At 72.8% G+C, this 23152-nt stretch carries 23 protein-coding genes and 1 pseudogene; 16 read left to right on the forward strand and 8 right to left on the reverse strand.

Annotated elements, in window-relative coordinates; all coding sequences use genetic code 11:
* The first annotated feature begins 107 nt into the window (after positions 1-107).
* Positions 108-605, forward strand: coding sequence for a hypothetical protein (locus tag ACGFQ9_RS01305; RefSeq protein WP_393570778.1), 498 nt, complete (start codon positions 108-110; stop codon positions 603-605).
* Positions 606-671: 66 nt separating this feature from the next.
* Here the strand turns inward: ACGFQ9_RS01305 and ACGFQ9_RS01310 are convergent, their stop codons facing one another.
* A complete protein-coding gene (locus ACGFQ9_RS01310; RefSeq protein WP_393569942.1) occupies positions 672-1463 on the reverse strand; it encodes an alpha/beta fold hydrolase in 792 nt (263 codons plus the stop codon).
* 102 nt (positions 1464-1565) lie between these two features.
* Between ACGFQ9_RS01310 and ACGFQ9_RS01315 the strand changes: the two genes are divergently transcribed.
* The 4 genes from ACGFQ9_RS01315 to ACGFQ9_RS01330 all read left to right on the forward strand — a co-directional run bounded on the left by ACGFQ9_RS01315 (position 1566) and on the right by ACGFQ9_RS01330 (position 5658).
* A complete protein-coding gene (locus ACGFQ9_RS01315) occupies positions 1566-2630 on the forward strand; it encodes a MerR family transcriptional regulator (RefSeq protein ID WP_393569944.1) in 1065 nt (354 codons plus the stop codon).
* A gap of 678 nt (positions 2631-3308) precedes the next feature.
* Positions 3309-3980: an HPP family protein gene (locus tag ACGFQ9_RS01320; protein ID WP_393569946.1), complete on the forward strand. Its 672-nt coding sequence runs from the start codon at positions 3309-3311 to the stop codon at positions 3978-3980.
* 59 nt (positions 3981-4039) lie between these two features.
* Positions 4040-4357 (forward strand): hypothetical protein, encoded by a 318-nt coding sequence (locus ACGFQ9_RS01325; RefSeq protein WP_393569948.1) that lies wholly within the window; start codon positions 4040-4042, stop codon positions 4355-4357.
* Between the two features lie 92 nt (positions 4358-4449).
* Positions 4450-5658 carry an aromatic acid exporter family protein gene (locus tag ACGFQ9_RS01330; RefSeq protein WP_393569950.1) on the forward strand — a complete coding sequence of 403 codons (1209 nt, stop codon included), beginning with the start codon at positions 4450-4452 and terminating at the stop codon, positions 5656-5658.
* Positions 5659-5737: 79 nt separating this feature from the next.
* On the opposite strand, the gene ACGFQ9_RS01335 is transcribed toward ACGFQ9_RS01330, so the two are convergent.
* On the reverse strand, positions 5738-7021 hold the full coding sequence (locus ACGFQ9_RS01335) for an Nramp family divalent metal transporter (protein ID WP_393569952.1): 1284 nt from the start codon (positions 7019-7021) through the stop codon (positions 5738-5740).
* Positions 7022-7108: 87 nt separating this feature from the next.
* On the opposite strand from ACGFQ9_RS01335, the gene ACGFQ9_RS01340 reads away from it, so the two are divergent.
* A complete protein-coding gene (locus ACGFQ9_RS01340) occupies positions 7109-7702 on the forward strand; it encodes a GNAT family N-acetyltransferase (RefSeq protein WP_393569953.1) in 594 nt (197 codons plus the stop codon).
* Positions 7703-7749: 47 nt separating this feature from the next.
* On the opposite strand, the gene ACGFQ9_RS01345 is transcribed toward ACGFQ9_RS01340, so the two are convergent.
* On the reverse strand, positions 7750-8253 hold the full coding sequence (locus ACGFQ9_RS01345) for a hypothetical protein (protein ID WP_393569955.1): 504 nt from the start codon (positions 8251-8253) through the stop codon (positions 7750-7752).
* 632 nt (positions 8254-8885) lie between these two features.
* On the opposite strand from ACGFQ9_RS01345, the gene ACGFQ9_RS01350 reads away from it, so the two are divergent.
* The 4 genes from ACGFQ9_RS01350 to ACGFQ9_RS01365 all read left to right on the forward strand — a co-directional run bounded on the left by ACGFQ9_RS01350 (position 8886) and on the right by ACGFQ9_RS01365 (position 13852).
* Positions 8886-9752 (forward strand): hypothetical protein, encoded by an 867-nt coding sequence (locus tag ACGFQ9_RS01350; RefSeq protein ID WP_393569957.1) that lies wholly within the window; start codon positions 8886-8888, stop codon positions 9750-9752.
* 206 nt (positions 9753-9958) lie between these two features.
* Complete coding sequence (locus ACGFQ9_RS01355) at positions 9959-12022, forward strand: discoidin domain-containing protein (protein ID WP_393569959.1); 2064 nt, start codon at positions 9959-9961, stop codon at positions 12020-12022.
* 88 nt (positions 12023-12110) lie between these two features.
* Positions 12111-12770 carry a TetR/AcrR family transcriptional regulator gene (locus ACGFQ9_RS01360; RefSeq protein WP_393569961.1) on the forward strand — a complete coding sequence of 220 codons (660 nt, stop codon included), beginning with the start codon at positions 12111-12113 and terminating at the stop codon, positions 12768-12770.
* A 242-nt stretch (positions 12771-13012) separates the two neighbouring features.
* Positions 13013-13852: a DUF4436 family protein gene (locus ACGFQ9_RS01365; RefSeq protein WP_393569963.1), complete on the forward strand. Its 840-nt coding sequence runs from the start codon at positions 13013-13015 to the stop codon at positions 13850-13852.
* Between the two features lie 40 nt (positions 13853-13892).
* Here the strand turns inward: ACGFQ9_RS01365 and ACGFQ9_RS01370 are convergent.
* The 3 genes and pseudogenes from ACGFQ9_RS01370 to ACGFQ9_RS01380 form a co-directional block, all read right to left on the reverse strand.
* Positions 13893-14184: pseudogene (locus tag ACGFQ9_RS01370) on the reverse strand (hypothetical protein); the annotation flags it as partial.
* Positions 14185-14200: 16 nt separating this feature from the next.
* Entirely contained in the window at positions 14201-15163 is a 963-nt protein-coding gene (locus ACGFQ9_RS01375) for an STM4015 family protein (RefSeq protein ID WP_393569964.1), read from the reverse strand.
* A gap of 434 nt (positions 15164-15597) precedes the next feature.
* Complete coding sequence (locus ACGFQ9_RS01380; RefSeq protein ID WP_033220913.1) at positions 15598-15897, reverse strand: DUF6506 family protein; 300 nt, start codon at positions 15895-15897, stop codon at positions 15598-15600.
* Positions 15898-16270: 373 nt separating this feature from the next.
* Between ACGFQ9_RS01380 and ACGFQ9_RS01385 the strand changes: the two genes are divergently transcribed.
* The 4 genes from ACGFQ9_RS01385 to ACGFQ9_RS01400 all read left to right on the forward strand — a co-directional run bounded on the left by ACGFQ9_RS01385 (position 16271) and on the right by ACGFQ9_RS01400 (position 18604).
* Positions 16271-16774 (forward strand): hypothetical protein, encoded by a 504-nt coding sequence (locus ACGFQ9_RS01385; RefSeq protein WP_393569965.1) that lies wholly within the window; start codon positions 16271-16273, stop codon positions 16772-16774.
* A 504-nt stretch (positions 16775-17278) separates the two neighbouring features.
* Positions 17279-17710, forward strand: a complete 432-nt coding sequence (locus tag ACGFQ9_RS01390; protein WP_393569967.1) for a hypothetical protein — start codon at positions 17279-17281, stop codon at positions 17708-17710.
* 244 nt (positions 17711-17954) lie between these two features.
* On the forward strand, positions 17955-18239 hold the full coding sequence (locus ACGFQ9_RS01395; RefSeq protein ID WP_393569969.1) for a hypothetical protein: 285 nt from the start codon (positions 17955-17957) through the stop codon (positions 18237-18239).
* Positions 18240-18358: 119 nt separating this feature from the next.
* Positions 18359-18604 (forward strand): hypothetical protein, encoded by a 246-nt coding sequence (locus tag ACGFQ9_RS01400; protein WP_393569971.1) that lies wholly within the window; start codon positions 18359-18361, stop codon positions 18602-18604.
* A 245-nt stretch (positions 18605-18849) separates the two neighbouring features.
* On the opposite strand, the gene ACGFQ9_RS01405 is transcribed toward ACGFQ9_RS01400, so the two are convergent.
* Complete coding sequence (locus tag ACGFQ9_RS01405) at positions 18850-20322, reverse strand: purine-cytosine permease family protein (protein WP_393569973.1); 1473 nt, start codon at positions 20320-20322, stop codon at positions 18850-18852.
* Between the two features lie 80 nt (positions 20323-20402).
* On the opposite strand from ACGFQ9_RS01405, the gene ACGFQ9_RS01410 reads away from it, so the two are divergent.
* Both ACGFQ9_RS01410 and ACGFQ9_RS01415 read left to right on the forward strand, forming a co-directional pair.
* Positions 20403-21050, forward strand: a complete 648-nt coding sequence (locus tag ACGFQ9_RS01410; protein WP_393569975.1) for a TetR/AcrR family transcriptional regulator — start codon at positions 20403-20405, stop codon at positions 21048-21050.
* 68 nt (positions 21051-21118) lie between these two features.
* Positions 21119-22744 carry an amidohydrolase gene (locus ACGFQ9_RS01415; protein WP_393569976.1) on the forward strand — a complete coding sequence of 542 codons (1626 nt, stop codon included), beginning with the start codon at positions 21119-21121 and terminating at the stop codon, positions 22742-22744.
* A 4-nt stretch (positions 22745-22748) separates the two neighbouring features.
* On the opposite strand, the gene ACGFQ9_RS01420 is transcribed toward ACGFQ9_RS01415, so the two are convergent.
* The gene (locus tag ACGFQ9_RS01420; protein ID WP_393569978.1) at positions 22749-23147 is read right to left on the reverse strand and encodes a DUF1992 domain-containing protein; all 399 of its coding nucleotides are present in this window, start codon (positions 23145-23147) and stop codon (positions 22749-22751) included.
* Between the last annotated feature and the right edge of the window lie 5 nt (positions 23148-23152).

Here is a 23152-nt window from a genome sequence, read left to right on the forward strand (position 1 = left end):
CTGCTTTTGGTTGATATGGCATGGGCGGGTGTCCGGGTTGCGGATCCGAGAGGCGGATCCGGGAACCGGATCCGGGATCCGAGAGGCGAGGCACGGTGGGCGTGGACATGGTGAGGCGCGGACTGGCCGGTGCGGTGCTGGTGGCGATGGCGGCGCTGGGCGCGGCGGGCTGTTCCGATGTGCAGGACAAGGCGTCCGACGCCGCGTCAAAGGCGGCTTCGGCGGCGGAGTCCGCGGGCGGGGAGGTCTCGGCCGCGGCGTCCAAGGCCGCGGGCGCCGCATCGTCGGCGGCAGCGGTGGCCGGCAACAAGCTGGACGAGATCAAGAACGGGGTGGACGCGAAGGACGAGGTGGCGCTCGGCGAGCCGTCGGCCGACAGCGAGGGGTACCTGAAGGTCCCGGTGACGGTGAAGAACACCGACGCCGCGAAGAAGTCCTTCGCCGTCCAGGTGGACTTCAAGGACGAGGGCGGCAACCGGGTGGACACGGTGGTCGTGACCGTCACGGACGTGCCGGGCAACGCGACCGGGCGCGGGACCGCGCGCAGCACGCACCGCCTGCCGGGCACGGTGGTCGCGGAGACGGAGCGGGCGGTGCGGTACTGACGCGGCGTACGTTCCGCAGCGGGGCTGACCGGCGGCGGCCGCTCCGGCGCGGGCCCGTGCCGGGTGTCAGGTGCCGCCGAGGCGGCGGCCACGGCCCTCGGCCGCGTCCGCGAGGATCCCGGCCAGCTCCGCCGGCGTCGAGAGCATCGGGTAGTGGCCGGTGGCCAGCTCGAAGAGGGTGACCGGCGCGTCGGCGCGGCCGGCGAGGTCGGCGAGCCGGGGGTCGCCGGAGGCGTGGAGCGCCTCGATCATCGCGAGGTCCACCCCGTTGTCCGTGCAGAAGATCCCGCTGCTCGGCACCGGCCGGCCCGCGCCGGTCAGTCGGACCGGCTCGGTGAAACATCCGTACGGATGCGGCGCCGCCAGCCTGCGCATCCTGGCCAGCGCCCGCTCGTCCAGGCCGGACAGGCTCCCCCATTCCGCCAGCCGTGCGGCCGGGGGCAGCGGGAAGCACCACCCCTCCCCCGCCCCGGCGACCAGCTCGCGGACAGCCTCCCGTCGGGCCTCGTCCATGAAGGTCCCGGCGACCGTGTCCCCGTCCCGCGGTACGCCCGTGTCCAGGTAGACGACCCGGCCGACGGCACCGGGCCGCCGGTCCGCCGCTCCCACGACCGGGAAGATCCCGTAGCTGTGGCCGACGAGGACGGCCCCGGCGAGCTCCTCGTGGTCCAGGACCTGCACCAGGTCGTCCACATGGGTCGACAGGCCGGTCGCCGGTGTGGCGAGGTGGCGCCGGTCCCCGAGACCGGTGAGGGTGACCGGTACGGCCCGGTGTCCCCTCGCGCCGAGCTCCCGTACGACGTCACGCCAGGCCCAGCCGCCCAGCCAGCCGCCCGCCACCAGTACGAACTCCGCCATCTGACCTTCCTTCCGCCGGTCCCGGCCGCCCTGATCCGTGCGGCCACGGACGTACCGTAGAAACTGACGCAGGGGCAGATTCAACGGCGGCGGGGGCCGGGCATGGACGGACACGCGGGCGGCGGCCCCTGGAGCATCGGCGAGACGGCCGCGCGGGCCGGGGTCACGGTGCGCACCGTGCGCTACTACACCGAGCGGGGGCTGCTCCCCGGGGTCACCCGGAGCAGCGGCGGCCACCGGCGCTACGGCGAGGCGGCCCTGGAGCGGCTGCGGACCCTTCGGGCGCTGCGCGCACTGGGCCTGTCGCTGCCCGTGGCGGGCGAGGCCGCCGCGGGGACGCTGCCGCTGGCGGACGCGGTCCACGGGCGGCTCGCGGCGCTGGAGTCCGATCTGCTGAGGATGCGGTGGCGGCGGGCCGCACTGCTGGCCGTGCGGGAGAGCGGGCCGGACGAGATCGCGGTGCGGCTGGTGGCGGCGGTGCCGGAGCCGCCCCGGCAGGCGGAGGCGATCGAGCGGTTCTGGCGGCGGGTGCTGCCGGCCCGGCTGCCCGCCCCGGTGGCGGAGGCCGTCGCACGGGCCGCGACACCCGTGGCCCCCGCCGATCCGACGCCCCGGCAGGTGCTGCTCTACGCCCGGCTGCACGCGCTGGTCGACGACCGGGCCTTCGCGGCCGGGGTCCGCCGCCGCGAGCGCGAGGCGGCGCGGGCGGCCGGCCTCGACGCGGACTGCCCGGACCCCTCGGCCCTGTACGAGCTGCTGGGCGAGGCGTACGGGCTGGCCGCCCAGGAGATCTCCCTCGGCCGGCAGCCCGGGGCCGGCGCCGCGCTGGACGCGTTCGTGACCGCCTACGCCCGTTCCCACCGGACGGACGACTCCCCCGCCTTCCGCGGCGCACTGCTGCGCCGGCTGGCCACGGCGAGCGACCCCCGAATGGGTGACTACTGGACCTGGGTGGCGGAGCTGGCCGCTGCCGCGACGCCTGCGCACGGAACCGCACCCGGTCCCGACCTCGGGTCCGGTCCCGGCCTCGCATCCGGTCCCGGCCTCGCATCCGGGCCCGCTCCCGGACCGGTCCCCGACCGGCTCCCGGGGCCCACGCTCGGCGCCGCGCACGTCTGGCTGCTCGCCGCGCTCGGCGGCCAGGACGGCCGCGACCGGCCCCGCTGATCCACGGCGAGCGCCGCCAAACCGCCCCGGGGCAGGAACCACGGCAGGAAACGCGGCAGGCGCGGGGATCCCGCAGCACCCCCGCGTCACCGCCCACCCGGACCACGGCAGACGGCCGCAGCCGGTCCCGTTGATCCATGTCGAGCCGCCAAACCGCCCGGGGCAGGAACCACGGCAGGAGGGGCAGGGGCAGGAACCACGGCAGGGCGGGGATCCCGCGTCACCGCCCACGCGGACCACGGCGGGCGGCCGCGTCCGTATTCGGGCGGAGGCCGGCCGGGCGCTGCCCGCCGTTGCCGGTCTGCCGTGAGGCGGCCTTCCCCGGGCGGGCCGGGGGGTGACCGTACGGTACGGCTGTGGCCGGGAGCGATGCAGTACGTCCTGCGGCCTGGCCCGTCCCGGCCCGCCCATGCGCGCTCCGCCCTGTCCTCTCGGGCCTCTCCGCTCCGCCCCGTCCGCTCCTGCGTGTCCGCTCGGGCCGACGAGGGCGACCCGGGTGCGGGGCGAATCGGGTCATTCCATATCATCGGTGGAACGCTCTGTCCGCCCCGACCGGGTCCGGAGGGCGATACCGGCGTCCCCGCCGACCACCCGCGTCGGCCTGCGTCGCCGGCCCCCGACGCTCCCGCCCGCGTACGCCGCCCACCGGCCGGCCCCGCCCGAACAGAACGACGCCCCGTGCCCTCCGAAGACACCCTGACCGAATCCTCCGCCGCCCGTTCCGCCGTCCCAACGGCGACGGCGACGGCGACGGCGACCGCGACGGCGACGGCGCCCCAGGCTGCGACAGCGACCGCGACCGCGGCCGGCGATGGCCGCCGCGTCCGTCTCCGCCCGGGGCGGGCCGCCCGGCTGCTGCGTCCGCTCGCCGGGCGGGCGCCCGCTCCCCCGACGCCGGCCGCCGCCCTGCACAACGTGAGTGCCGCCACGGCCGTCCTCCTGACCCTCGTCGGCATCGGCACGCTGATCCACGAGCCCGTGCTGATACCCCCGCTCGCCGCCAGCGCCGCGCTCGTGCACAGCGTCCCCGGCCTGCCGCTCGCCCAGCCCCGCAGCCTCGTCGCCGGACACCTGCTGTGCGCGGGCCTCGGGTACGCGGCCCTGCACCTGCTGGGGAGCTCCCCGTGGACGGCCGCCCTCGCCGCCGGCGTGTCGCTGGCCGTCATGGCCCTGGCCCGCACCCCGCACTCCCCGGCCGCCGCCACCACCGTGGTCGTCGTCCTGCAGTCCCCCGACCCCGCCCGGTTCCTCCCGCTGCTGGGCGGCTCGACCGTGCTGCTGGTGCTGGCCGGCTGGGCCGCCTCGCGGGCACGCCGTACGGCCCCCCGGTACCCCGTCTACTGGTGGTGACACCAGCCGGGGAGCGTGGAACGGGCCCGATCCGGAGCAAATGGCTCTAGCCTCGGCACATGACCGAGAACGAGATCAAGCTCAAGGCCATCGCAGCGCTGACCGCCCTGCGCGCCGGAGTCGACGAGCGACTCGTCTCGGACCTGCTGGGCGAGGTGATCCCCACCGAGTTCACGGTGCCCGTCAACGCCGGCCCCGAGCAGGCCGGTCTGGCAGTGCTGGACCAGTTGTCGGACCCGCTGAGCGCGCTGGTCGACGGATTCATCCTCGCCTTCCAGGCCGTCGCGGACGCGCACGACGACGGCGGCGCCGAACCGCCGGTCGAGTCGATCCTGCAGGACCTGGCGCTGCAGCTGGCCCGGGACAACTTCGAGTGAGGCCGTACCCCTCACTGCGGGCGTACCGGCATCCGGAGGAGTGAACTCCGCGCGGTGGTGTCACCTGCGCCACCGCGGGCAGACGATCACTCATGGCAAGAGTGATCGACATCCTCGTCCGATGGGGCCGCCGCCGGCGCGAGCCCGCGGTCGTCCAGGCCCTCCGCTCCACTACCGCGGCGGTCCTCTCCTACGTCGTCGCGCTCCGCCTCAGCAGCGAGCCGGTGCCGCTCACCGCCCCGCTGACGGCGCTGCTCGTCGTCCAGGTCACCCTCTACTCGACGCTGACCACCGGCATCCGGAGGATGAACTCGGTGGTCGCGGGGGTGCTGATCGCCATCGGCTTCAGCGCGCTCGTCGGGCTGAGCTGGTGGAGCCTGGGCTTGCTGATCCTGGCCTCGCTCGTGGTGGGGCACCTGGTCCGGGTCGACGAGTTCGTGCCCGAGGTGGCCATCAGCGCCATGCTGGTCCTCGGCGTCACACAGGTCGCCGACACCGCCTGGGACCGGATCCTGGAGACCCTCATCGGCGCCGCCGTGGGTCTGCTCGTCAACCTGGTCGTCGCTCCCCCGGTGTGGGTCGGTCCGGCGGGTGCCGCCATCACCGGTCTCGCCGACCGGATGAGCCGGCTGCTGACCCACCTCGGCGAGGCTCCCCTGGGGCACACCGACGTGGCCCGGGCCGCGGAGCGCCTGCACGAGGCTCGCCGCCTCGACAACGACATCGCGCACGTCGACGCGGCGCTCCGGCAGGCCGAGGACAGCCTCCGGCTCAATCCGCGGGTCAAGGAAGCGGTGCTGTTCCGCCTGGTGCTGCGCACCGGTCTGGACACCCTCGAGATCTGCGCCGTGGTGCTCCGGGTCGCCTGCCGGACCACCACCGACCTGGCCAAGGCGTGGGCCGACGGCCCGGAGCCAGCCGCCCCGGACCCCGGCATCACGGCGGCCCTCCGGCAGGTACTGGACCACACGGCACTGGCGGTCGAGAGCTTCGCCCAGCTGATCACGGCGCAGGTGAGCGCCAACGCCGAGGAGGCCGAGGCCCGGCTGGCCGGCGAACTGGCCGTCGCGGGGAGCAGCCGCGACCGGTTCGCCGACCTGCTGCTCGCCCGGATCCGCCGGACCCCGGCCCAGTGGCAGCTCTACGGCGCCCTGCTGGCGGAGATCGACCGGGTACTGGACGAACTGAGCGTGGACAAGCGGACCGAGCGACTCATGGAGGAACTCGACCGGCACGCCCGTACCCGCCGCCCGCGCTCCCTGCGCGGCATGCTGCGGCCCCGGACGGCCTCACCGGGGTGACGGCGGCCCCGGCCCGGGCGGCCTCGGGTCCCTTCCGTCCGGGCGGCCGAAGGGTGGTCGAAGAGCGGCCGGAAGGTGGTCACCAGGGCAGCTCCCGCAGCTGCTGGACGCAGAGCACCACGAACAGCAGGCCCGCGGCGCCGAGCATCACGTTGCTGAGCAGCCCGTTGCGCCACTCGGCCGGTGTGCGCGCCGAGTTGAGCAGCCACAGCAGGGTGAGGGCCAGGAACGGCATGAAGAGCGCGCCGATCACCCCGTACCCGACCACGAGCCCGAAGGGCTGGTCCAGGAAGAGCAGACTCATCGGCGGGAAGGTGAGCCAGAGCAGGTAGGCCCGGAAGGGCCGGGACCGCTCGGGGCGGGGCGCCCCGGCGGTGAGGGACGGCCGGAACTTGCCCACGAAGTCGGCGAACATCAGGCTCACCCCGTGCCAGACCCCGATCAGCGAGGTGTACGAGGTGGCGAAGAAGCCGATCAGGAAGAGCTTGGCCGTCGCCGCTCCGTAGCGTTCCTCCAGGACGGTGCTCAGGTCGAGCAGCCCCTTGTCGCCCTTCGTCAGTGCCACCCCGGAGGAGTGCAGCAGTTCGGCCCCGACGGCGAGCATGGCCACCACGAAGATGCCGGTGGTGATGTAGGCGACGCGGTTGTCGAGCCGCATCACCTTCATCCAGCCGGTGTCCGTCCACCCCTTGGCGTTGACCCAGTAGCCGTAGGCGGCGAGGGTGATCGTGCCGCCCACGCCGCCGATCAGGCCGAGGGTGTAGAGGAGCGAGCCGTCCGGCAGGACGGGCGCCAGCCCGGCGAGGGCGGAGCCGAGGTTGGGCGTGACCCGGACCGCGAGGTAGACGGTGACCACGAACATCACGCCGACCAGTACGGTCATGACCTTCTCGAAGACGGCGTACTGGTTGAACCAGACGAAGACCAGGCCGACGAGGCCGCACAGCACGGCCCACACCTTCAGGTCCAGCGTGTCCGGGAAGAGCGCGGCGAGCGGCAGCGCGCTGGAGGACATCGCGGCGGCGCCGTACACGAAGCCCCAGACGACGACGTACCCGGCGAAGTAGGCGCTGGTCCAGGATCCGAGGCTGCGCCAGCCGTCGAAGAGGGTGCGGCCGGTGGCGAGGTGCCAGCGGCCGGCGGCCTCGGCGAGCGAGATCTTCACCAGGCAGCCGAGCACGGCGGCCCAGAGCAGGGTGTAACCGAACTTGCTGCCCGCGATCAGGGTGGCGACCAGGTCACCGGCGCCGACGCCGGTCGCCGCGACGACGATCCCCGGGCCGATGGACCGCCAACTCGCCCTGCGGGGTGCGGGGGTGTCCTGTCCGCTCCCCGCGGTTCCGGTCTGGGTGCTGTCCGCCATCGGTGGCCGCCTTCCCGTTCGCCCCTGAGGTGACGTGATCACCAAAACGGCTCGGCAGGCGTGGCGCAAGAGCGCAAGAATGGTCGAATGACCACCCCTGCCACTGATGCCACCCATACCGGCCACGCCACCCGTGCCGATCTGACGTTCCGCCGACCCGCCGAGGCCGACCACGCCCGGGTCCTGGCCGTACTGGACAGCTGGTGGGGCGGGTTCAAGGGCGCGGAGGGGGCGCGGGAGCGGGCCCTGCTGCTGCCCCGGCTGTACTTCCAGCACTTCACCTCCACCAGCACCCTGGCGGAGTACGGCGACGGCCGGCTCGCCGCCTTCCTGATCGGTTTCGTCTCCCAGACCGACCCCCGGACGGCGTACGTCCATTTCGTCGGGGTGGATCCCGCCCTGCAGGGGCAGGGGGTGGGGCGGCTGCTGTACCAGGGGTTCTTCTCGCACGTGCGCACGCTCGGCGTGCGGCGCGCCGGCTGCATCACCAGCCCCGGCAACGCCGGGTCCCGCGCCTTCCACACCCGGCTCGGGTTCACGGCCTCGGAGCCCCTGCCCGACTACGACGGGCCGGGTCTCGACCGGGTCGCCTTCCACATCGACCTGGCCGCGGAGACCACCGGGGCCGGCAGGACTGCGGAGGCAGCGGAGACCGGGGAGGCAGCCGGGGCGGCCGGCTGAGCCGGCCCGCGGGTGGGGGGTGCCCGCGGACCGGCCGTACGGCCGGGTCAGCGGAAGAGCATGCTCGCGCCGCCCGCGGGAGTGGTGACCGAGCCCGGGCAGAGGAAGCTGCCCGAGGTCTTGGCCGCGGTGAAGGCCTGGTTGACGTACTTGCGGGTGGTTCCCTCACGGTTCCAGGTGATGTTCACGGCCTTGTAGCGGCAGGAGATGAAGCTCTGCCGGCCGGTGATGTCGATGGCGTCCGTACGGGCCGTGCCCGCCGCGTCGTCGAAGGTGAAAGCCGGGTCGTTGTTGAGGGAGGCGGTGATGCCGCCGGTACAGGCCAGGTTGCCGCCGGGCGCGTTGATGCTGGTGCGGTCGACGGTCAGCGCGGCGGGCGGGTTGGCGCTGGTGCGGGCGTTGGTCCAGGTACAGGTCTGGCCCGCGACCACGATGCTGCCGTCGAGCCGCTGCTCGGCGGCCGGCCCGGCGTGCGCCGCGGTGGCGGTCCCGCCGGCGAACAGCACGGCCACCAGCGCGGTGACTCCGGACATCCGGGAGATGCGGTTCATGGTGCTCCTCCTTGCCACGTCCTTGTGGGGTGACGCGGAGCTCCTGCGGGCTCCGCGGGAGTGCGCCCGGCCCGCACCGCGACGGGTTCGCGCCGCGCCGGCCGGGGGGAGAGAGCGTGCGTGCCCGGGCCTTCGACCGCCGCCGCCTGACGGAGCGGCCGGCATGGGGATCCGGACGAGAGGGAGGGTCGCACAGCCCGCGTGAATTGTCAGGTGCAGGACAATCGATTGGCCGGTTCCGCACGTCCCGCGTGGGGTCCGCGGGGTCTCGCACCCCGTTCGGCCGCCGGGTGGGGGCCCGGCCGCAATGCGTTTGATAGACCGTCAGCCCGTCTCCTAGCCTCGGGAGACGGCGGATTGCCGGGCCGGGGACGGGGTGTGGCGTGAGTGAGGCGAGTACGGACGCGACGGCGTTCGAGGGCGAGTTCCTGCGTGCCGTGGAGGCGTACGGGAACGGACGACGCCGGGGCACGGCCGGAAGTACGGGCGCGGCCGGAAGCGGGAGTGCGGCGGACGGCGCGGGCGTCGCGGCTCGCGCGGCCGGCCCCCTGCTGTGGCAGTCGCTGCTGGAGTGCGAGATCGTCCGGTGCCTGGAGACGCGCACCGAACGCGAACGCGAACAGGCCGGCCCGGTGGACCTCGGGGGCCGGGAGGTCTACGGGCACCTGGGCCGGCACCGGCTGCCGCCGCCCGCCGATCCGGGACAGCGGGAGCGGTTCGAGCTCGTCCGCCGCGGTTCGCTGCGCGAGCGGGCCTGCGCGTGCGGGAACGGCCGGTGGACCTGTGAGTCCTGCGGGGGCGGCGGACAGCTCTCCTGCCCCACCAGCGCGAGCTGCCCGAGCTGCGCGGGGACCTGTCACGCCGAGGCGTATCCGGAGCGGCCGCCGCACCTGCGGCCGCGTACGCCGGGCTGCCCCCGGTGCGGCCGGTCCGGCACGGCGTGCGGGCGGTGCAAGGGCCGCGGCACGGTGCGGTGCGACTCCTGCGGGGGCACGGGCTCGACACGCTGCCGGAGCTGCGGTGGCGGGGGCACCGTGGCGCACTCCGCCTGCGCCGGGACCGGCCGGTTCAGCAGCTGGAAGGAGGCGGTGGTCAAGCGGAAGCCGGCCAAGGCCGCGGTCCGGCTGCCCGACCCCCCGCCGCCCTACCTCGTACGCCGCAGGGCGCGGGGGGCGGGCCTGTGGTGGTCGGCGGTGGTGGACGGGTACGGGCCACTGCCCGCCGGGCTGCAACCCGAGCACGCCCAGGCGATCACCCCGCACCTGGACCGCCGGGAGACGGAGATCGCCCGCCGGGTGACGGTGCGTCATCTGCCCCTGGCCAGGGTCGTGGTGGCGGACGAACCGCACCGGCACTACTACGCGTTCCCCGGCCGGGCCGGAGTGGAGGTGGTCCGCGTCCCGTCCCCTCGGCAGATGAATCGTTTCGCCTGGATCGGCGCGGCATCGATGGGGCTCGCTGCGGCCGCGGCGCTGCTCGTCCTCGCACTCGCGCGCTGACGCGCCGCGCCCCGCGACCCGACCCCGCGAACCCCACCCACCCCACCCACCCCACCCATCAGGAATCCGACGGGTCATCAGGTCAGTTGTCCCGGACTCTTGACTCCGTCGGCGGAAGGCCGGATTCTCGACACAACTTTTGCGCCGAGCATGACAAAAATGCGCTGCGCGCCGCCGTTCGCAGACCGAAGACGTGGGTGATGTCCATGAGCCGATCCAGGCACCACCGGCGGCGCAGGCCCTTGGCCCTGCTCGCCCTGTTCCTCGCCGCGCTGATCGCGCTGCTCGGGCCGGCCCCCGGCTCGGTCGCCGATCAGGACTGGTGGAACCCCGTCAACAGGCCCTCCCCCGACTCCGGGGTCAACGTCGCGGGCGAGCCGTTCAAGGGCACCGACGCCAAGGGCGAGGTACGCGGCTTCGTCGACGCGCACAACCACCTGATGTCCAACGAGGCCTTCGGCGGCCGGCTCATCTGCGGCAAGCCGTTCTCCGAGCTGGGTGTCGCCGACGCGCTCAAGGACTGCCCCGAGCACTACCCCGACGGCACGCTCGCCGTCTTCGACTTCATCACCAAGGGCGGCGACGGCAAGCACGACCCGAACGGCTGGCCCACCTTCAAGGACTGGCCCGCCCACGACTCGCTGACCCACCAGCAGAACTACTACGCCTGGGTGGAGCGGGCCTGGCGCGGCGGCCAGCGCGTCCTGGTCAACGACCTGGTCACCAACGGCGTGATCTGCTCGGTGTACTTCTTCAAGGACCGCGGCTGTGACGAGATGACCTCGATCCGCCTGCAGGCCCAGAAGACCTACGAGATGCAGGACTACATCGACAAGATGTACGGGGGCCCGGGCAAGGGCTGGTTCCGGATCGTCACCGACAGCGCGCAGGCCCGGGAGGTGGTCGAGCAGGGCAAACTGGCCGTCGTCCTCGGCGTGGAGACCTCCGAGCCCTTCGGCTGCAAGATGATCCTCGACGTGGCGCAGTGCAGCCGGGCCGACATCGACCGGGGCCTGGACGAACTCCACCGGCTGGGCGTGCGCAGCATGTTCCTCTGCCACAAGTTCGACAACGCCCTGTGCGGGGTCCGGTTCGACTCGGGCGCCCTCGGCACCGCGATCAACGTGGGGCAGTTCCTGTCGACCGGCACCTTCTGGAAGACCGAGCAGTGCGCCGGCCCGCAGCAGGACAACCCGATCGGTCTCGCCGCCGCGCCGAACGCGGTGAAGGAGCTCCCGGCCGGCGTGGCCGTCCCGTCGTACAACTCCGGAGCACGGTGCAACAGCCGGGGACTGACCGAACTCGGGGAGTACGCCGTACGCGGGATGATGCAGCGCAAGATGATGCTGGAGATCGACCACATGAGCGTGAAGGCCGCGGGCCGCTCGCTGGACATCCTGGAGTCGCAGGACTACCCGGGTGTGCTCTCCTCGCACAGCTGGATGGACCTGGCCTGGTCCGAGCGGGTCTACAAGCTCGGCGGGTTCATCGCCCAGTACATGAACGGCGCGGAGGGGTACAGCGCGGAGGCCAAGCGCACCGACGCGCTGCGTGAGAAGTACGACGTGGGCTACGGCTACGGCACCGACATGAACGGCGTGGGCGGCTGGCCCGGCCCGCGCGGGGCGGACACCCCCAATCCGGTCCGCTACCCGTTCACCAGCACCGACGGCGGTTCGGTCATCGACCGGCAGACCACCGGCCAGCGGACCTGGGACCTCAACACCGACGGCGCCGCGCACAACGGAATGGTCCCGGACTGGATCGAGGACATCCGGATCGTCGGCGGCCAGGGCGTGGTGGACGACATGTTCCGCGGCGCCGAGTCCTATCTGAAGACCTGGGGCCGCTCCGAGGCGCACCGGGCCGGGGTGAACCTGGCCTCGGGCAGGCCCGCGTCGGCCTCGACCACCCAGTGGTGGAACCCGTTCACCTCGTACGCTTCCGGGCGGTCGGTCGACGGTGACCGGAGCACCCGGTGGGCCAGCGAGTGGAGCGACGACCAGTGGCTCCGGATCGACCTCGGCTCGGCGCAGCGGGTCGGGAAGGTCACCCTGGACTGGGAGCGGGCGTACGGCAGGGCGTACCGCATCGAGGTGTCCGACGACGGCTCCACGTGGCGGACCGCCTGGTCCACCACGACGGGCGACGGCGGCCTGGACACCGTCACCTTCCCCGGCACCACGGCGCGGTACGTGCGCGTCCACGGCGTGGTCCGCGGCACGGGGTGGGGCTACTCACTGCACGAGGTCGGGGTGTACAGCGCCTGACCGCACGGCCGTGCGTCCGCCCCGGCGGTCCTGTGGGACCGCCGGGGCGGACGCGGTGTTTCCGCGCACGGAGGGAACGACCCACGCGATGTCCACCCGCAAGCCGCTCGCCGAACGGCGCCGCCAGCTCACCGAGGCGGCGATCCGGGCCATGACCCGGGACGGCGTCTCGAGGACGACGACGAGGTCGATCGCCGCAGAGGCGGGCGTGTCGCTCAGCGTCTTCCACTACTGCTTCGACTCCAAGCAGGCCCTGATCGAGTCGGTGATGACGACGATCACCGACCACTACACGGTGCGGGTCAAGGAGGCGCTGCGGCCGCGCGGCACGTTCCGGGAGACGGTCCGGGCCGGTTTCGGCGCCTACTGGGAGCACGTGTACGCGCATCCCGGCGAGCACATGCTGACGTACGAGCTGACCCAGTACGCCCTGCGCACGCCCGGGTTCGAGCCGCTGGCCCGCCGCCAGTACGAGCGGTACGCCGAGATCTACGAGGAGCTGATCGACCAGCTCGGTGAGACGGTGGGGGTCGAACTGCGGGTGCCGGCGCCCGTGCTGGCCCGCTACCTGGCCGCCGTGACGGACGGCCTGACCCTGAACTTCCTGGTGCTGGGCCACGATCCGGCCGCCGCGGCGGCCATCCTCGACATGGTCACGGACCAGGTCGCCGCGCTCGCCGGGGGCGAGGCGGCCACCGTTCCGCTGTTCGCCCTGGCCCACGGGGCCCACCCGCCCGAGCCCGTCTAGGTCGGCCGGGTCCGCCGGGTCGGCGTCGACACGCCCGCCGGGATGCGGTGGTTCATCGGTCCGGTCGAGGACGATGTTCCCCCGGCCCGGCCGTGAGGCGGGGTATCCGGGAGACCGCGCCGCGTGGGCGAGGTCCGCTCCGGCTTCGCGCCGGACGAGCCCGTCGCCCTGCCCACCTCGCCGGAGGCAGCATGGCCGCACCTTCGCACCCGCCTCGCCCACGCCGTTCCGGGACGTCGATCGTGCCGGTCCTGCTCCCGATCGCGGTCCTCATCTTCGTGGCGGTCGCCGTGGGGTCGTGGCTGCAGTTCAGCGAGCGGCAGGCGATCGACACGGTCCACACGGTGGGATCGGGAGCGGCCGACCGGGTGGACGTGGCAGCCACCGTCCAACGCGTGGACGCCGCGGCCAGAGAGCTGATCCTGCGGGTCCGCGTCACCCCGCGCGGGGCCTACGGCGAGGAGGGCGGCACCGCTCCGGCGGCCGATCTCACCCTCCAGACCTCCGCGGCGACCATCGGCGACCTGGCGTTCAAGGCGCACGAGCGGCTCCCGATCAAGGACGTGAAGGTCGCGATCACGGGCGGATCGATCAGCGACTACCCGTTCGACACCTTCGAGACCGAGATCGGGTTCTGGGCGTTCCTGGACGGCAAGGAGGTGCCGGTGCGCATGCTGTTCGCCAACAACGACACGCTCTTCTCGGTCTCCGCGACACCCGAGCCCGCCGGGCTGGGCGCGGCCGTGGGCGTGTGGGTGGCCCGTTCGGGCAGTCTGCTCGTCTTCGCGGTCTTCATGATGGTCTTGATGTGGGCGCTGGCGGCGGCGGTGCTCCTCGGTGCCTGGTACCTGACGAGCCGTCGCGAAGGCCTGGTCTGGCCCGCCCTCGGCTGGATGGCCGCCACCCTGTTCGCCCTCTCGGCGTTCCGCAACACCGCTCCCGGTTCGCCCCCGATCGGCTGCGTGCTGGACTGGTTCGCCTTCCTGTGGGCCGAGACCGTCATCGCCCTCTGTCTGATCGCCGTGGTCATCACCGGCGTCCGTTCCGCTCTGCGACCGGACGGCACCCACCCCACCCGGTGAGACGCCGGACCGGCCGCAGTCAGCCGAGAGAAGGGACTGCAGGAGGTGCCGACGGGGAAGGAGGGGACTGCGGCACGGGTACCCCGGCCCGGTCGAGGGTGCGGTGGCAGTGGCACGTGCCGAAGAGGACGGCCGGCCCGTCGGGGTCGTCGAGGCGGATGCCGCCCCGGAGCGTGCCGACGGCGGCGGTGAACCTCGCGTGGCAGCGGGCCCCGCCCTCCACCCGGGTCGGGTCGTCCAGGCCCCGCAGGACGGTCGACCCCGGCGTTCTCGCCAGGTGAGTCGAGCCGTACGAGCTCGTCCGGGGCGAACCCGGCGCCGCCGTCGCGCAGGGCGCCGCCGTCCCGCCTACGCTCCGACGGCGACGTAACGCGAGATCTCACCGTCGCCCCACACGTGCTCGCCGGCACCGTCCGGGTCGGCGTCGAGGTCGGCTCCGGCGGCGGACAGGACCTCCCGGAGGCGCTCCCGCAGCGGCTCACCGAGGTGATTGTGGTGGATGTCGAGCCTCTTGAGGTGGGTGAGCGGCTGGCCGGTGAGCAACGCGTTCCCGCCCACGTCGGTGAGAACACCGAGGGACAGGTCGAGGGTCTCCAGCCGGGCGACCACGGGCGCCGAGGCGATGCCGACGGCGATGTCGTCCTGGATGTCACTGTTGCGCAGGCCCAGGTGACGCAGGCGCGGCAGACGGGAACCGTCGAGGATCGGTGCCAGGTCGGCGATGACCGCGTCCCCGCCGTACTCATCCGTGCCGAGCCACAGGTCGAGGTGCTCCAGGGCCGGCAGATCGCTGCCGGCGACGCCGCGGACGGCCGCAGCGGGCATGCCGCCGGTCTCGATGACCAGGGAGCGCAGGTTCTGGTGGGCGATCTCGGGGAAGACCAGGGCACTACCGCCACGGACACCGAACTCCTCCAGTTCGGGGAAGCCTTCGAGCAGCGGGCCGACGTCGTCCTGGTAGATGGACGAGATCTCGCACTCCTGGGCCTCCATGTCGCCGAGGAACAGCGCGCGGAGGGCGGGCAGGCGGTCGCGCGCGCCGAGCAGGGTGGCGATGATGTGTTCGGGGCCGCACTCGAAGGTCTGACGCCAGACGCCGACGATGACGGAGCGGACACGGGTGATGTCGACGGCTTCGGTGAAACGGGCGAACGCCTGCGGCCAGTACTCCGGGTGGTGGTGGGTGTCGGCCGAGATCCGCCAGGCGACGGCGTCCGGCTCGGGCAGCGGGGTCCTGGCCTCTTCCCCCAGCTGGGGGAAGTCGAAGACGGGCAGACCGTACGACTCTGTCAGGTGCTCCGGGTAGCTCATGGGTTCCGCCGTTCCTCGCCTGTCGCGTCCGATGTGCCTGCAATTTGTAGCAAGCGGCACTGACAGCGCCCGTGGACGGGTTGAGGCTCTCCATTCAGGGAACGGAGCCGGGGTGTGCGGTGGTGCCGAAGCGGAGGCCGCTGCCGCCGCGGACCCCGAACTCCTCCGGCTCGGGAAGCCGTCGAGGAGCGGCCCGACACCCCCTTGGCTGATCCGGGAGATCTCGCAGGAAGCAGTCCTGCCTGGCCCTCTCATCAGCCCAAAACCCTTGCGGGGCAAACCCCGTTGGAAAGCAACCGGGCGATGGTCTGGGAAGGCCTTCCGGCAAGCCGGTCCTGCAGTCTCTCCCAACGCTCCTGCGTCGCCTTCATGATGGCCTGCGCACCAGCCGGCTCTGGCTCCGGTCCCTATCGGAGTGAAGGAGCCGGCACCCGTCACGAGAAGATCGCGTGCACCTGATCGACCGCTTCGGGTCCGTAGCCAACCGCGCCCACGGGGACTGCGCCGTTGATCGCCTCGATCACACGCCCGGCCCATACCGGCCCGAATCCCCCGCACAGTTCAATCAGCTGCACGCCCTCGCCCACCAGGCGGCGCGCGGCCTCGATGCCCTCCTCGGGCTTCTCCACCCCGACGAACACACTGCGGCACGTACCCGTGTCCACGACGCTGACATCGCCGCCTGCCGCGCTGCCGTCCGCCGTGTAGATGAACCCCCAGTGCGTGAGCGCCATACGTATCGACCTCCTGTGATCGTCAGAGCCACCAGCCAAGCAGAGCCAGGGCGGGAATGGCGTGGAACGGAGACAAACCGTGAGTGATCTACGCCGCACTCCGGATGCCCGCACCGTCCGAGTACAGCAACACGGCCCGCCAGCGCATGATCCGCCGGACAGCTCCCAGTTTTTGAGTCGCGGCACCCGGCAGCGCGGCCCTGGTGCGCTGTCGGGCGGGCTGTCTCTCGTCCCGGGTTGGTCTGACTGGTCGGATCTGTCGGTGGGTCGCGCCGGGGAGTTCCGGACGGCTGGAAAGCCGAGGTTATGAAGGACATCGCATGACGGTTTTGTCATGTGATCCTCCATAAGCATCAACCTCAGGAGCCACACGATGCGTCCCATCAGAGCAGCCTGTCTCGGCACGGCCACTGCACTGGTTGCCCTTCTCTCCTGGGCCCCTGCCGCGGCCGCAGACGCGACGGACTCCCATTCCGCCCAGGCCAAGCCCAAAAAGCACCGGGTCATCACACTCGCCGGCCGGCTCGCGCAGCAGACGCGCTTCCCCGTCGACTCCAGCGGCCCCTCACAGGGTGATCGGACCGTCTTCCGCTCGACCCTCCACGACGCGGCCGGCAACCAGGTCGGCGAAACCGGCGGCACCTGCACCACCACCCGGGTCGCCGACGGCGGAGCGGAGGCGTGCTTCGTGACCTACGTCCTCCCGGGCGGCCAGCTCTCCGTGCAGGGGATGGTCTTCGGCATCGTCCCGGGCCCTCCCGCTTCGTTCGACAACGCGATCACCGGCGGCACCGGGGAATTCGACCGGGCTCGTGGCTCGGTCCACGTCGGGCCGATCGTCAATGGCTCGAGGACATTCACGATCTACCTGAAGTGACTGACCCTCCCCGCCCGGTGAGAAGGCCGGCCTGTCCACGGCACGGCCCACCGACTCGATTGGTCCCACTGGCGACGCCGCCACCAGGACCTGGCCCGGCAGCCGGGATCCGATCCGGAGCCGCAGCCCGCCGGCCGCCTCCCGCGCCTCCGCCGCCTGGCCGTCCTCGTACAACACCCCGGGCAACAGCATCGGCGCACGCCTTGCCCTCCGCCGGCAGCGGGAGGCGAGGCGCGGGCGTGTCTCCGCCGACGAGGAGCGAGTCCAGGAGGTACGTGTCCTTGCCGGGCTCAACCGTGGCCGCGGACAGCAGGCCACGCGGCCGACCGGCCTCGGGCGCGGGAGTCGGGTCAAGCAAGCCGCCGACGCGCCGCTTACCAAGGGCGGCGCGGGGCGTCAAGCCACGCATTCGGGTGGCATGACGGAAGCCCGGCGGTGGGGTTCATTGGGAGTGGGCCCGTCGGCCCAAGCGTCCCCACCAGCAATACCGTGCGGAGAACTCCGATGACCAAGATTTCCTGGAACCGTCGCGTCGTGCTGGCCGCCGCGTCCGCGGCCCTGATCGGTGGCGGCGTGGCGCTTCCGGCAGCGGCGATGGCCGTGCCGGCGGCTCCGCAGAACGGCATCGCCCTGGCACCGCAGACCGACCCGGAGGACATCCTTGACTGGATCGACCAAAGCGTGAGCGACCCCACCGGAGGACTCGGCCCTCCTGAGCTCATACCCGAGCCCTTGGACCATGAGGGCTGGGGCGACGGCGAGGGCGGACACGGCCGCCTCCTCGACCTGCCGGGGTTCTCAGAGGACGGCCACAGCAACGATGACGGCGACGACAGGCCACTGGGCGGGGGCCAGTGGATCGACCAGAGCGTCTCGCTCGACGGTCCGACGATCTCTGACGGCGAGGACGGCGAGGACGGCGGCATGGGCCACTAGCCGGTTCCGCCCGCACGGGCCGTGCGCTTCACGCAAGCGGGCGGCCCGCCGTCATGCTCACGGCCTTACGCCGCTGACCACACATCGCGCCCGCCACCCCGTCTTCGGCTCGCCGCGCCCGAAGACGTCCACCACGACGGCAAGCCGAGCGCGGACCGCGGTGACCCGAACGTAAGCGGGCCAACGTTCAGGGCCCGTGCGCTACGGTGATGTCACCAGTCGTGGATGCCCTGTGGAGGCGGTCGTGAGCGAGACCCCGTGGACCATCGAGCGGATCTGCAACACGCTCGGCCACCCCGCTCTCGCCCAGCGCTTCCTCGGCGAAATCAACCGGGCGCCGGCACACGAGCTGCTGACCGTCTTCGCGAAGTGGGAACGCATCGCCAAGGACACCGTCGCCGCAGTTGAGCGCGGGCGCGACCTGGCCGTCCACGATGCCCGCCGCGAAGAACTGCCCGGGGAATGGATCGACGCCACAGACAAGATCCGCGCAGAGGCTGACCGGATCCGCGCGCACGACGCAGCCTGATTCAGAGATCGGTTCTTCCGACAGTCGCCCACCCGCTACGCTGCGTCCTGAAGGATCACTGCCCGCCGTCCAGTGGTTTCGTCGCACCCCTCACGGTGCCCGAAAACTGGAGACGACCGTTGACGCACAGGCTGAAGTACGACCCCTCCGCCGAGGCCGTCCACGACTCCATGCCACCCGGCCCCAGCGAAGCCCTCACGCTCGCACTCGACGCGGCCTGCCGGGATCCCCTGGGCGCTACCACGCCATACGGCGAAGAAAACGACGTCATGCGCATGGCCGTCACACCACACGCCTTCGCAGTGCTGCTCATCGGACACACCCTCAAGACGATCACCGTGCTGCAGATCAGCTACATCGGCTGAGTGGACGTCTGCCGGTTGGCGGCGCCTCGCAGGAGTCGAGGTTGTGCCGACCCTGTCCGATCCTTCCGGCCCGGCCGGCGGCGGGGAGGGCGCGGGCCGAAGGCTGCTGACCTCCTGGCTGTCCCGGCACGCCGACGCGTACGGGGAGCGCCTCGGACGGCTCCGCGCGCGGTGCGGCTTCCCGCCCCGACCGGGTCCTCACCCGGATACCCGCGGCGACGCGGGCCGGGCTCCCGCCGGGCCGGTCAGGCGGCCGCCGCGTCCGGACCCGCGGCCCGGGCGCGGCGCGAGAGGAGCGCGTAGACGGCCGAGGAGACGAGGAGGCCGGCGGGGAGGGAGAGGTCGATGCCGCCGACGGCGTCGGCGACCGGGCCGGTGTACAGGGTGTTGACGCACAGGGCCGCCGCCGCGGCACCGGCCAGGAGTGCCACGGCGCCGGCCGGGTTGACGCCCGCGGTGTACCAGAAGGGGCTGCCGGGGCTCTCGTCGGTGAGCTGCTCTCCGTCGTAGCGGCAGCGGCGCAGCAGTATGTCGGTGGCGTAGACGGCCGTGGCGGGGCCGAGCAGGACGACGGTCAGCTGGAGGACGTCGCTGACGGTGTCGAGGAAGTCGGAGACGAGCAGGGCGTACAGGGTGAGGGACACCGCGACGACCCCGTCGATGATCACGCTGAGGGAGCGGCGGACGCGGAGGCCGACGGCCTGCAGGGCGAGACCGGCACTATAGGCGGTCATGGCGTTGACCGCGATGGTGCCGAGGACCAGGGCGAGCAGGAAGAGGGGGCCGAACCAGGACGGCAGGATCCCTTCCAGCGCGCTCTGCGGGTCGCTCATGTCGAGGGCGGTGGCGGCGCACGCGCCCAGGAAGCAGACGGCGGTGCCGGGCAGGAAGCCTCCGAGGGCGGTCCAGCCCGCGGTCGCGCGCGGGGGCGTGGTACGGGGCAGGTAGCGGGAGAAGTCGGCGCTGGTGGTGTAGGAGAGCGGGCCGGAGGCGATGAGGGTGACGCCCGCCATCAGGGTGGCCCACAGCTCGGTGCCGGTGAGCGGCTCTGCAGGGCCGTGGGAGAAGTCGGTACGGGCGAGCACGGCGAACGCGACCACGGCGAACGCGGCCGTGAGCACCAGGGTGATCGGCAGGTAGAGCCGCACGATCGTGGCGTGGCCGTAGACGCTGATGGCCAGGGTGAAGACGGCGATGACCACCACCACGGCGGCCTCGGTCCCGGTCCCGGCCACGATGCCGGTCTTCTCGATCAGCGCGACGGCGGCGGTCGCGGCGGCCGCCAGGTTGAGCGCGAAATAGCAGACGGAGATCGTCCAGCCGGTCACCGCGTTGTTCACACGATTGCCGCGGATCCCGTACATCGCCCGGGTGATCACTTCGCTGGGGGTGCCGGATGCCGGGCCGGAGACCGCGAGGAAGCCGGTGAGCAGCCAGAACAGGTTGCCGATCACGATCACCGCGAGGGCCTGCCACAGGCTCAGGCCCATCAGGACGAGGACGCCGCCGATCACCAGACTGAGGTAGTTGACGTTTGCAGCCGCCCAGACGGCGAAGAGCTCGCGGGGGCGGCCGTGCCGTTCGGCGTCGGTGATGTGGTCGATGCCGTGGGCCTCGATGCGGCCGGGGGTGTCCAGGGCGGGGCCTGACGCCGCCGCCCCGGCCGGGTGCGGGCCCGGTCGCGGATGGGGCTGCGGCTGGGGGTTCGTGGACGCCATGAGGCCCTCCGGGTGCTGGTCGGTACTGGTCCGTACCCGCCTGCTTGCTTATTGGTCGCACACTCAATAACATCGTCGGCATGTCGTCAAGCGTTGAGCGCAAACGAGTTCGCAAATCTCCTGAGGCCCGCCGGGCGGAGATCGTCGAAACGGCCACCTCGGTCGCCCTCACCGAGGGGCTGGAGTGCGTCACCCTGCGGAGGATCGCCGAAGAGCTCACCGTCCGCCCGGGTCTGATCAGCCATTACTTCCCCGTGGTGGAGGATCTTGTCGCCGAGGCGTTCGGCAGTGCGGCGATCGCCGAACTCGAAGCGCTCCTGCCGGCCGACCGCGCCCAGGGCACGGCCGATGACTGGCTGGCCCGGTTCTTCGCGCGTGCGACGGGTCCGGCGTACGACGACATCAGCCGGCTGTGGATCAACGCGCGGCACCTCAGCCGCTACCGCCCGACGCTCCGCGACCGGGTCGGCGAGCAGGAGGCCGCATGGCGCGGACGGCTGGAGGAGCTGATCCGCGAGGGCGTGGCGGAGGGCCGGTTCCGTACGCCGGACCCGTACGTGACCGCCATTCAGATCCTGGTCGTGCTGGACGGTCTCGGCGCCCACGCCAACACCGACACCTCCGGCCGGCCCGGTGCCGTCACCCTGATGGCCGTGACCACGGCGGAACGGGAACTCGGCCTGACGCCCGGCGCCCTGGTGGCCGCCGTGGCACGAGCAGCCGACTGACCACGCCGCCGCCACCCCCGGCCCCGCCCGCCCCCTCCCCGTACCGCCGCCTCTCTGGAGGAATCCCCGTGCGCAACCAGCTCGTCCTGCTCTCCGCCCGGCTGCTCGATCCCGTCACCGGTGGCCTTCTGCCGCAGACCGCCCTCGCGGCCGGCGGAGGCCGCATCCTCGCGCTGGGCGACGACCGGGAGATGCGCGCCCTCGCGGACGCCGGGACCACCGTGATCGACCTCAAGGGGGCCGTGGTGACCCCGGGGCTGACCGACGGGCACCTGCACCCCGTCTCCGGCGCCGAGCTGACCCACGGCCTGGACCTGTCGGGCTGCACGGACCTCGCGTCCCTGCGCGAGGCCCTGGCGCGGGAGGTCCGGGGCCTGCGGCCCGGCGCCTGGCTGCACGGCTGGGGCCTGGACCCGAACGTGTTCGGCGACCGCCCGGTCGAGGCCGCCGCCCTCTCCCCCGTCCTGGACGGCGTACCGGCCATGCTGCTGCTGTTCGACGCCCATTCCCTGCTGGCCAGCGAGCGGGCCCTGGAACTGGCGGGCGTCGACGGACCGCGCCGCTTCGGGCAGGCCAGTGCCGAGGTGGTCTGCGACGCCGCGGGACGGCCCACCGGACTGCTGCTGGAGGACGCCGCCTGCGAACTCGTGGAGCGGGTCGCCCCGCAGCCCACGCGCGCCGCCCGGCGGTTCCTGCTCGCCGAGGCCCTGCGGGCCATGGCCGCAGCCGGGCTCACCGGCGGCCACGTCATGGACGCGAACGGTGACAGCCTCGCCTTCTACTCCGAGCTCGACCTGGACGGCCGGCTGCCGCTGCGCCTGCGGGTGGCGCCCTGGTGCCAGCCCGGCGCCGACGCCGCGGACGTACGGGCGCTGATCGAGCTGCAGGGCACCGGCGGCCGGCTGTGGCGGACCGACGGCGTCAAGCTGTTCATGGACGGCACGATCGACAACGGGACGGCCTGGCTGGAGCGTCCGGACCGGGACGGCCAGTCCGCCCACGCCTTCTGGCCGGACCCCGACGCGTACACGCGGATCATCGGCGAGCTCCACGGGGCGGGCGTGCCCACCGCCACCCACGCGATCGGTGACGCGGCCGTACGGCACGCCCTCGACGCCGTCGAGCGGGCCCAGGCGGGCGTGCGGAACGGGGTGCGGCACCGGATCGAGCACATCGAGACCGTGCCGGACGACACCCTGCGCCGGTTCGCCGGGCTCGGTGTCGCCGCGTCCATGCAGCCCACGCACTGCTGCGACTTCACCCGGGCCGACCACACCGACAACTGGTCGCAACGCCTCGGCGAGGAGCGTGCCGGTCGTGCCTGGCGCTGCCGCGACCTGCTGGATTCGGGTGCCACGGTGGTCCTCGGCTCCGACTGGCCCATCGCGCCCTACCCACCGCTGGGCGTCATGGCCGGAGCCCGGCACCGCCGCCCCAGCCGCGACCTGACCCAGCCCCCGCACGGCCCGGACCAGGCCCTCGGCGCGCTCGACGCGCTGCGCGGGATGACCGTCAACGCCGCCTGGGCGGCGGGCGAGGAGCAGGAGGCCGGACGGATCGCCGTCGGGTACCGCTGCGACCTCACGGTGCTCGCCGAGAACCTCCTGGACGTCTCCGCGGCCGACCTGCCGGGGCTGCCGGTCCTGCTCACCGTGGTGGACGGGCAGCCCACGCACCGGGATCCGGGCCTCTAGGCACTCAGGTGTGCGCGGCGCGCCACTCCTCGACCATCGCCTCCACGTCGAACGGTTTGATCCTGAGCGGTGGTCCCGGCGGCGGCAGGCGGATCGCCGCGGCGATCTTCTCGTTGACGGCGGCGAGGACCTCCCGCACCCTGGCCTCGGTCCGGGCTTCCGCCACCGCCTCCACGGCGTCCTCGGCCTCCTTGCGCAGGGCCAGCGCGGGCGGGAGCACGGAGACGCCCTCACGGTGCAGCTTCCCCTTGACCCACCACAGTTCGTCGTAGGGGGCGGTGTCGTCGGCGAGCGGCTTGCCGAAGCCGGGCAGCTGCCGGAAGTCGCCGCGCTCCTCCGCCTCGCGGATCTGCTTCTCGACGAATGACTCGAAGCTGACGCCGGGTGGTTTGCGCTCGGTCATGTGTC

The sequence above is a fragment of the Streptomyces sp. NPDC048603 genome, assembly GCF_043199475.1.
In the GTDB taxonomy this organism is placed as follows: domain Bacteria; phylum Actinomycetota; class Actinomycetes; order Streptomycetales; family Streptomycetaceae; genus Streptomyces.

Bases quoted from the DNA above. Each gene is read 5' to 3' on its own strand.
- ACGFQ9_RS01305 (WP_393570778.1), top strand. From the start codon at position 108: ATGGTGAGGCGCGGACTGGCCGGTGCGGTGCTGGTGGCGATGGCGGCG.
- ACGFQ9_RS01310 (WP_393569942.1), bottom strand. From the start codon at position 1,463: ATGGCGGAGTTCGTACTGGTGGCGGGCGGCTGGCTGGGCGGCTGGGCC.
- ACGFQ9_RS01315 (WP_393569944.1), top strand. From the start codon at position 1,566: ATGGACGGACACGCGGGCGGCGGCCCCTGGAGCATCGGCGAGACGGCC.
- ACGFQ9_RS01325 (WP_393569948.1), top strand. From the start codon at position 4,040: ATGACCGAGAACGAGATCAAGCTCAAGGCCATCGCAGCGCTGACCGCC.
- ACGFQ9_RS01330 (WP_393569950.1), top strand. From the start codon at position 4,450: ATGGCAAGAGTGATCGACATCCTCGTCCGATGGGGCCGCCGCCGGCGC.
- ACGFQ9_RS01335 (WP_393569952.1), bottom strand. From the start codon at position 7,021: ATGGCGGACAGCACCCAGACCGGAACCGCGGGGAGCGGACAGGACACC.
- ACGFQ9_RS01340 (WP_393569953.1), top strand. From the start codon at position 7,109: ATGACCACCCCTGCCACTGATGCCACCCATACCGGCCACGCCACCCGT.
- ACGFQ9_RS01345 (WP_393569955.1), bottom strand. From the start codon at position 8,253: ATGAACCGCATCTCCCGGATGTCCGGAGTCACCGCGCTGGTGGCCGTG.
- ACGFQ9_RS01355 (WP_393569959.1), top strand. From the start codon at position 9,959: ATGAGCCGATCCAGGCACCACCGGCGGCGCAGGCCCTTGGCCCTGCTC.
- ACGFQ9_RS01360 (WP_393569961.1), top strand. From the start codon at position 12,111: ATGTCCACCCGCAAGCCGCTCGCCGAACGGCGCCGCCAGCTCACCGAG.
- ACGFQ9_RS01375 (WP_393569964.1), bottom strand. From the start codon at position 15,163: ATGAGCTACCCGGAGCACCTGACAGAGTCGTACGGTCTGCCCGTCTTC.
- ACGFQ9_RS01380 (WP_033220913.1), bottom strand. From the start codon at position 15,897: ATGGCGCTCACGCACTGGGGGTTCATCTACACGGCGGACGGCAGCGCG.
- ACGFQ9_RS01385 (WP_393569965.1), top strand. From the start codon at position 16,271: ATGCGTCCCATCAGAGCAGCCTGTCTCGGCACGGCCACTGCACTGGTT.
- ACGFQ9_RS01390 (WP_393569967.1), top strand. From the start codon at position 17,279: ATGACCAAGATTTCCTGGAACCGTCGCGTCGTGCTGGCCGCCGCGTCC.
- ACGFQ9_RS01405 (WP_393569973.1), bottom strand. From the start codon at position 20,322: ATGGCGTCCACGAACCCCCAGCCGCAGCCCCATCCGCGACCGGGCCCG.
- ACGFQ9_RS01410 (WP_393569975.1), top strand. From the start codon at position 20,403: ATGTCGTCAAGCGTTGAGCGCAAACGAGTTCGCAAATCTCCTGAGGCC.
- ACGFQ9_RS01420 (WP_393569978.1), bottom strand. From the start codon at position 23,147: ATGACCGAGCGCAAACCACCCGGCGTCAGCTTCGAGTCATTCGTCGAG.